The 6,445-nt window shown below is 73.2% G+C and carries 5 protein-coding genes and 1 pseudogene; 4 read left to right on the top strand and 2 right to left on the bottom strand.

Translation table 11 applies throughout. From position 1 onward, the window contains the following. From OM076_RS39040 to OM076_RS39025, 4 genes and pseudogenes are all read left to right on the top strand, one after another. Positions 1–195 (top strand): annotated as a pseudogene (locus OM076_RS39040) (hypothetical protein); the annotation flags it as partial. After that, positions 192–938, top strand: coding sequence for a DUF2334 domain-containing protein (locus OM076_RS39035; RefSeq protein ID WP_270045608.1), 747 nt, complete (start codon positions 192–194; stop codon positions 936–938). The pseudogene OM076_RS39040 and the gene OM076_RS39035, both read left to right, overlap by 4 nt. Further along, positions 932–2,167, top strand: a complete 1,236-nt coding sequence (locus OM076_RS39030; RefSeq protein ID WP_270045607.1) for an amylo-alpha-1,6-glucosidase — start codon at positions 932–934, stop codon at positions 2,165–2,167. Before OM076_RS39035 ends, OM076_RS39030 begins: the two co-directional genes overlap by 7 nt. A 127-nt stretch (positions 2,168–2,294) precedes the next feature. Beyond that, entirely contained in the window at positions 2,295–3,047 is a 753-nt protein-coding gene (locus OM076_RS39025; protein WP_270045606.1) for a tocopherol cyclase family protein, read from the top strand. A 483-nt stretch (positions 3,048–3,530) separates the two neighbouring features. On the opposite strand, the gene OM076_RS39020 is transcribed toward OM076_RS39025, so the two are convergent. Together OM076_RS39020 and OM076_RS39015 are read right to left on the bottom strand one after the other, a co-directional pair. Next, the gene (locus OM076_RS39020) at positions 3,531–5,879 is read right to left on the bottom strand and encodes a SpoIIE family protein phosphatase (protein ID WP_270045605.1); all 2,349 of its coding nucleotides are present in this window, start codon (positions 5,877–5,879) and stop codon (positions 3,531–3,533) included. A 12-nt stretch (positions 5,880–5,891) separates the two neighbouring features. Further along, positions 5,892–6,428, bottom strand: coding sequence for a hypothetical protein (locus tag OM076_RS39015; RefSeq protein ID WP_270045604.1), 537 nt, complete (start codon positions 6,426–6,428; stop codon positions 5,892–5,894). Positions 6,429–6,445 lie beyond the last annotated feature (17 nt).

Raw genomic sequence — 6,445 nt, 5'->3', positions numbered from 1 at the left:
GCGACTCGCCCCGGCGCACCGGCGCCGCGTGACGGCGCGGCTCGCCCCGGCGTCCCCGCTCCGCGCCGCCGCTCGGTGCGCCCCCGCGCGCTCGCGCGCACTTCGCGCGCACTCCCGGGCGGCGCCATCCCATCGCGCCTCTCGGCGCTCGAGCGCGCGATGCGCGCCGCCCGCCGGTTGGAGCAATCGCGGTGACGGCCCTTCACCAGCGCCCTCGCACCAACGAAGTCACCCACCAGCACGGCGCACTCGCCGTCTCGATCCACGACGTCGAACCCGCCAGCTTCGAGCGCTGCGCGCTGATCCGCGACTGGCTCGAGGACCTCGGCGTGGAGCGGGTCACGCTGCTGGTGATCCCCGCGCCGCAGCTGCATCCGTTCCCGGCCCGCTCGCCCCAGCTCGCGAACTGGCTGCTCGATCGCGTCGACGCGGGCGACGCGGTCGCCCAGCACGGGCTCCAGCACCGCCGGACCCGCCCGCCTTCGCGTCTCCAGCGCCCGCTGCGTGGCTGGCAGGGCGGCGTCGCGGCGGAGTACCCCGGGCTCGACGCCGAGGCGACGATCGCGTCCGTCGACGCCGGCCACAACGTCATGACCAGCGCCGGGCTGCAGCCACGCGGGTTCGTCGCTCCCGGGTTCGCGTACACGTCCGCGCTGCGCGAGCACCTGGCCACCCGCTTCGACTGGTGGGCGACGCTCCTGGCGCTGCGCGGGAATGCCCGCGCGACCGGGCCCGCGCTGTGCCTCGGCACGACCACGCCGCTCAAGCGGGCCACGTCGCCGGTGATCGTCCGCGCGGGTGCGGCGCTCTCCGGGAAGGTCCTGCGGCTGGATCTCCATCCCGCCGACTTCGACCATCCCCGGCACGTGCTCGCCGTCGAGCGGGTGCTGCGGCGGGCGAAGGACCGGGTCGCGGTCACGTACGACGACCTGTGCTAGACGACGCGGCGGAGGCTGTCCTGCGCGCCAACTGGCGCGAGGGCACCCGCCGCGACGGCACCCCGTTCGCCTTCACCTGCCCCTCGCCGCGCCGCTACAAGCACCAGTGGTTCTGGGACTCGTGCTTCCACGCGATCGCCTGGACCCACATCGATCGCGAGCGGGCGAAGGAGGAGCTGCGGACGCTCGTTCGCGCCGGCCGGCCGGATGGCTTCATGCCGCACACCGCGTTCTGGCAGGCGTCTCCGCGCTGGCGGCGCGCGCCGTTGTACGCCACCGAGAGCTTCCGCGGCGACACCGGGACGGCGTCGATCCAGACGCCGCTGCTGGCGGTCGCGTGGGAGCGGGTCGCGGAGGGCGACGACGCGTTCCGCGAAGAAGGGCTCGAGCCGCTGGCCGCCTACGCGCGCTGGCTGATCCGCGAGCGCGACCCGGACGGCGACGGCCTGCTGACGATCCTCCTGCCGGACGAATCCGGGCTCGACGACTCCCCGAAGTACGACGCCGTCTACGGCTCGATGGCGCATTGGAAGCCGGGCTACGCGCGGCTCGTCCAGCGTTGCCGGCGGGCGCGCTGGAGCGCCGCGACGCTCGCCCGCACCACCGACGAGCACGTCGAGGACGTGTTGATCAACGTCGCGCACGCGTTGTCGCTGCGGGCGCTGCACCGCATGTCCGGCGGCGCGGAGTGGGCCGAGCACGCGGCGCGCACCGAGGCGGCGCTGGTCGAGCGCTGCTGGGACGAGCGGCGCGGGCTGTTCTTCGATCTCGCGGGGCGTGGGGAGACGCGGGTCGAGCTCTCCACCTGGTCCTCGCTCGCACCGCTCGCACTGCCCGGGATCCCGCGCGACATCCGCGAGCGGGTGGCGAACGAGCACCTGCTCAACCCGCGTCGCTACGGCGCGCGGTTCGGTGTGCCGAGCGTGTCGATGGAAGAGCCGTCCTTCCGCCCGGGCTTCAACGCGTATCGCACGTGGCGCGGGGCGGCGTGGGTGAACACCGCGTGGCTGCTGATCGGCGGGCTGCGCTCGCTGGGCGCCGACGACGAGGCGGACCGGATCGCCCGCGGCGTCGCCGACGCCGCCGAGCGCAGCGGGTTCCGCGAGTACTACCACCCGCGCACCGGCGCCGGCCACGGCGAGCATGGCTTCGGCTGGTCGACGCTGCTGCTCGACCTCCCCGCCGGGTTCTCCCCTACCGTGGGCGTGAATCCGTCGCGCACGTCCTGATCTCTCGCTGAGGCGCACCGGCGCCGACCTGCCCTTCGCGGATCCGCGGCGCGCGCACGGCGTCCCCTTCGAGGGCTATTACTGGCGTTTCGCGGGGGCGGACTGGAGCGTCTGCGCGATCGCGGGCGTGTGCCGCGACGCGCACGGGACGTGGGCGATGGTCACGCTCGCGTCCGAGCCTGACGGGTTCGAGCGCACCGAGATCGTCAACGTCGCATCGATCGGCCGCGATCGGCTGCGCGTGGACGCCGGACCGTGGTTTCAGGCCGACGAGACGTCTCTGCGGGTGGATCTGGGGCGGCGACTGGAGGCGCGGTTCTCGGCGCCGCGCGGGTGGTCGGGCGCCTTCGGGCCGCTCGGCCCGGTGCAGATGGTCCCCTGGCTCGGCCAGTACTGGGCGCCGCATCTGCTCGGTGCCCGCGTGTCGGGCTCGTACGGTTCGCGCTCGTTGGACGGCGTGGACGTCTATGCGGAGAAGAACTGGGGCGCCGCCTTCGCCGACCACTGGTGGTGGGGCCAGGGCCCGGGCGTGGCGTTCGCGGGCGGGCGGATCCACGGGGTTGCGCCGACCGCGGTCGTCGCGTGGACGCCGGACGGCCTCATCTCCCTGGCGCCGCCGTTCGCGCGCACCGTGGCGCGGGCGGGTGGGGGCGAGTGGCACATCCGCGCGAAGTCCGCGCGCTGGCGGGTGGAGATCGAGGGCTCGGCGGGTGAGGGGCTGCGGCTCCCGGTGCCGTTGCCGGCGGAACGGCGGCTCGAGGTGCGGTCGAATCATCACCTCGTCGGGCAGCTCAAGGTGCGGGTTTGGCGGGGGCGGCGCTTGTGGCTCGCATCGGAGGGTTTGGCGGGGCTAGAGGACGGGTCGACGCCACCGGGGTAGGGCGGTCATTGCCTTGGGTGTGCGTGGCGTTGCGGGGATGACGAACGGCAACTCCGGTGAGGGAGGGGGCGGTCTCGGGGCGTCTCGCGTTCCTGGCTCACGTGGGCGGTCGGGTGGCCGGCCTCCTCACCTCGTGGCGCCGTGTAGGTCTCCACGGCCGGATACGGGCCACGGAGACAGAAAGTGCGTTCTCACGCACGCCGATCACCCCGCGGGAGCGGGTTGCGAGGGGGTGATGTACAAACGGGTCCTGTGAGGACTCATTTGTACATCACCCCCACCAACGCGCCAGCTCGAACAGTGCGAACCTGATCGAAACCCGCGGCCGGACCGCCAAACGCGCACAGTCGACCAAGGCGACCGGGACGCGGCGAGCGAGGGGCGACCCGAGGCAACAGAGCCGAGCCGCGCGGCGGACTCACGGCAGGCAGCAACGAAGGGCGCGCCACTCCCCCCTCCCCCACCCGGCGCAGTTGACGTTCGTCAACCCAGCCCGTGCCGCATGACGAGCAGCGCGATGTCGTCCTCGCCCCCGTCCGCCCGCCCCATCGCCTCCAGCACGTGGTCACAGGCCTCGTCGGGCGGAAGCCGCACCCCCTCCAGAGCGCCGCGCAACTGCGCGAGGCCGACGTCGATGGACCGCGTCCGGTCCTCGATCAGGCCGTCGGTGTAGAGCACGAGGGTCGCACCCGCGGGCACGGCGATCGCATGCCGTTCGTACGCGGTCACCCCCGCCCCCAGCGGCGGTCCGGGCGACGCGCCGACGAACGCCGGGAGCCCGTCGAGCGGCGCGACCAGCGGCGGCAGGTGGCCGGCCAAAGCAAAGGTGAACCGCCGCTGCACCGGGTCGTAGATGCCGGCGAGCGCGGTCGCCATCGGCAGGTCGAGCAGCGCCGTCGCCCGCACGCTCACGTGGGCGAGCACGCGGTCCGGCGGGTCGCCGTCGTACGCGTAGGCGGCGAGGACCGCGCGCAGCTGCCCCATGCGCGCGGCGGCCTGCGGGCCGTGGCCCATGACGTCGCCGATCACGAGCAGCAGGCGGCCGTCCTCCAGAGGATGGCCGAGGTAGAAGTCTCCGCCGACGTCCTGCCCGCCCACGCCCGGCAGGTAGCGCGCGGCCAGTCCGATCCCCGGCAGCTCCGGGAGCGCGGTCGGCAGCAGTGAGCGCTGCAGCGTCAGCGCCAGCCGCCGCTCGGACCCAAAGAGCACCGCGTTGTCCAGCGCCACGCCCGCCCGCGCGGCCAGCTCGACCAGCACCCGCCGGTCGAGCGCGCTCTCGACCGCGCCGATCACGACCGCCGCGCCCAGCGTCCGCCCGCGCGAGATCAACGGCAGCGCCACGGCCGCATGTGAGGCCGCCGGATCGTCCGTGAGCGCCGGGATCAGCGAGCCCAAGACGGCTGTGCGCACGCCGAAGCGCTCGACGTCCAGCGGCTCGCCGCGCAACGCGCGCAGGCGCTCCTGCAGCGCGGCATCCTCATGGGCGGCGTACCCCACCCGCAGTGTCGAGCCCGCCTCCAGCGCCACCACGAGCCCCTCGCCGAACCCGTTCAGGACGACGTCGCCGAGGATGCGTAGCAGCTCGTCGACCTCGAGCGTTCCCGCGAGCCGTGCGCTCGCGGCGCTGAGGATCTGCAGGCGCCCGGTCGCGGCGCCCGTCTGCTCCAGCGCCGCCTCGCGCTCCTGCTCCGCCCGCACCCGCGAGGTGATGTCGTGGAAGTAGACGCTGATGCCGTCGTCGTTGGGCGTCACGCGCACGTCGAAGTGGGCGTCCAAGGGCGCGTAGAACTGCTCGAAGCTCGTCGGCTCACCGCTCGCCATCGCGGCGCGATAGTTGTAGTCGCTCTCGGTGCCGTCGAGGTCGTCGTAGACGTCCCAGATGACGTCGCCGACGAGGTCGCGGCGGCCGAGGATCCGCTCCGCTGCGGCGTTGACGTAAGTGAAGCGCCACTCCCGGTCGATCGTGAAGAACGCGGTGCTCATCGTCTCCAGCACCCGCCCGAGGCGTTCGGAGGCGCTGTGGACGTCGGTCGTGTCGTAGGCCGCGCCGAGCATTCGCGCGGGCCGCCCGTCCTCGCCGGCGAGCACCCGCCCGCGCGCCGCCACCCAGCGCACCGCGCCGTCGGGGTGGACGACGCGATAGTCGGCCTCGTAGTCGCCGAGCGACTCGATCGCGCGCTCGATCGCCGCCTGGGTCTTCGCGAGATCGTCCGGGTGCAGCCGGACCGTGAACGAGTCGATGTGCGGGACGTAGGGCTCGTTCGCGTAGCCGAAGAGCTCCATCAGGCGGTCGTCCCAGTGCAGGGCGTTGGTGACGAGGTTCCAGTCGAAGCTGCCGATGTTCGCCGCGGCGAAGCCGAGGTCGAGCCGGACGGTGCTGGACGCGAGCTCGGCGGCGAGCGCGCCGCGTTCGAGCTCGGCGGCGACCGTCCCGGCGAGCTCGCGCAGCGTCTCGGTGTCATGGCGCGTCCACTGGCGCGGCTCGCTGTCGTACACGCTGAGCACGCCCACGCGGGCGCCCGCGATGTCGATCGGGACCCCGAGGTACGCCGAGACGCCCGGGCGGCGGACGTCGGCGAGCATCAGCGGCGCGCCGTGCTGGAACGTGTGGGCGGTCAGCTCCACGAGGCTGTCCTGGCCGGGAGCGGCGGAAGTGAGGATCACCGGCACCTCGGTGATCAGCGCGATCTGGGCGTGCGCAGCACCGAGCAACCGCGCGCTCAGCGCGGCCAGGCGGTCGAGCGCCTCCCCCCGTCTTTCGGCGAGCAGGCGCCGCGCCGCCTCGATCCGTTGCGGGTCATCCAGCCCCGCGCGCACCGAGTCCGACTCCATTCCGCGCGCATTCTAGGTTGCCCCCGTAGCCCGGGAGACCGCCAATTCGAGGGGTTCCGCGCCGACCAGGCGCTCGAACGGGCCGAGCAGCGCCCAGATCGCCTTCAGCCGCAGCCGGGCGGTCGTGTCGACGGCATGGACGCGGGCTTCTGAGCACAGTTCCGAGGTGCCGTCCTCCCGCTCACGGGCCCAGTGGGCGAAGGCGACACGCACGGTCCCACGCTCATCCCAGTCCGCGAACGCGTCCGCGTCGGCAAGCCTCGGGTAATCACGGGCGAGCGTCCAGATCTTCCCGCACAGTCCGGAGACCAACAGGTCGTCTGTCTCCTCCAATACCGTGAAGGGATAGGCACGAAACAGCTCGTGGTAGGTCTGCGACGGATGCACATCGGGAATCCGCCAGCTCACCAGCTTTCCGAGCCGGCGGGTGTCGGCGAGGCGGATCGTCGTCGCGGCGCGCCACAGCGCGGCCTGATCGACGGTCGCCTCACGCCGGTGATACGTGCGGACGCTGTAGTCCGGCACCCAGTGGTCCAACGCCTCGCTCACCCCCGTATCGTGCCCGA

Source organism: Solirubrobacter ginsenosidimutans (assembly GCF_027587205.1).
The sequence above is the reverse complement of the archived record's forward strand: the minus strand, read 5'-3'. Positions and strand labels throughout refer to the sequence as shown.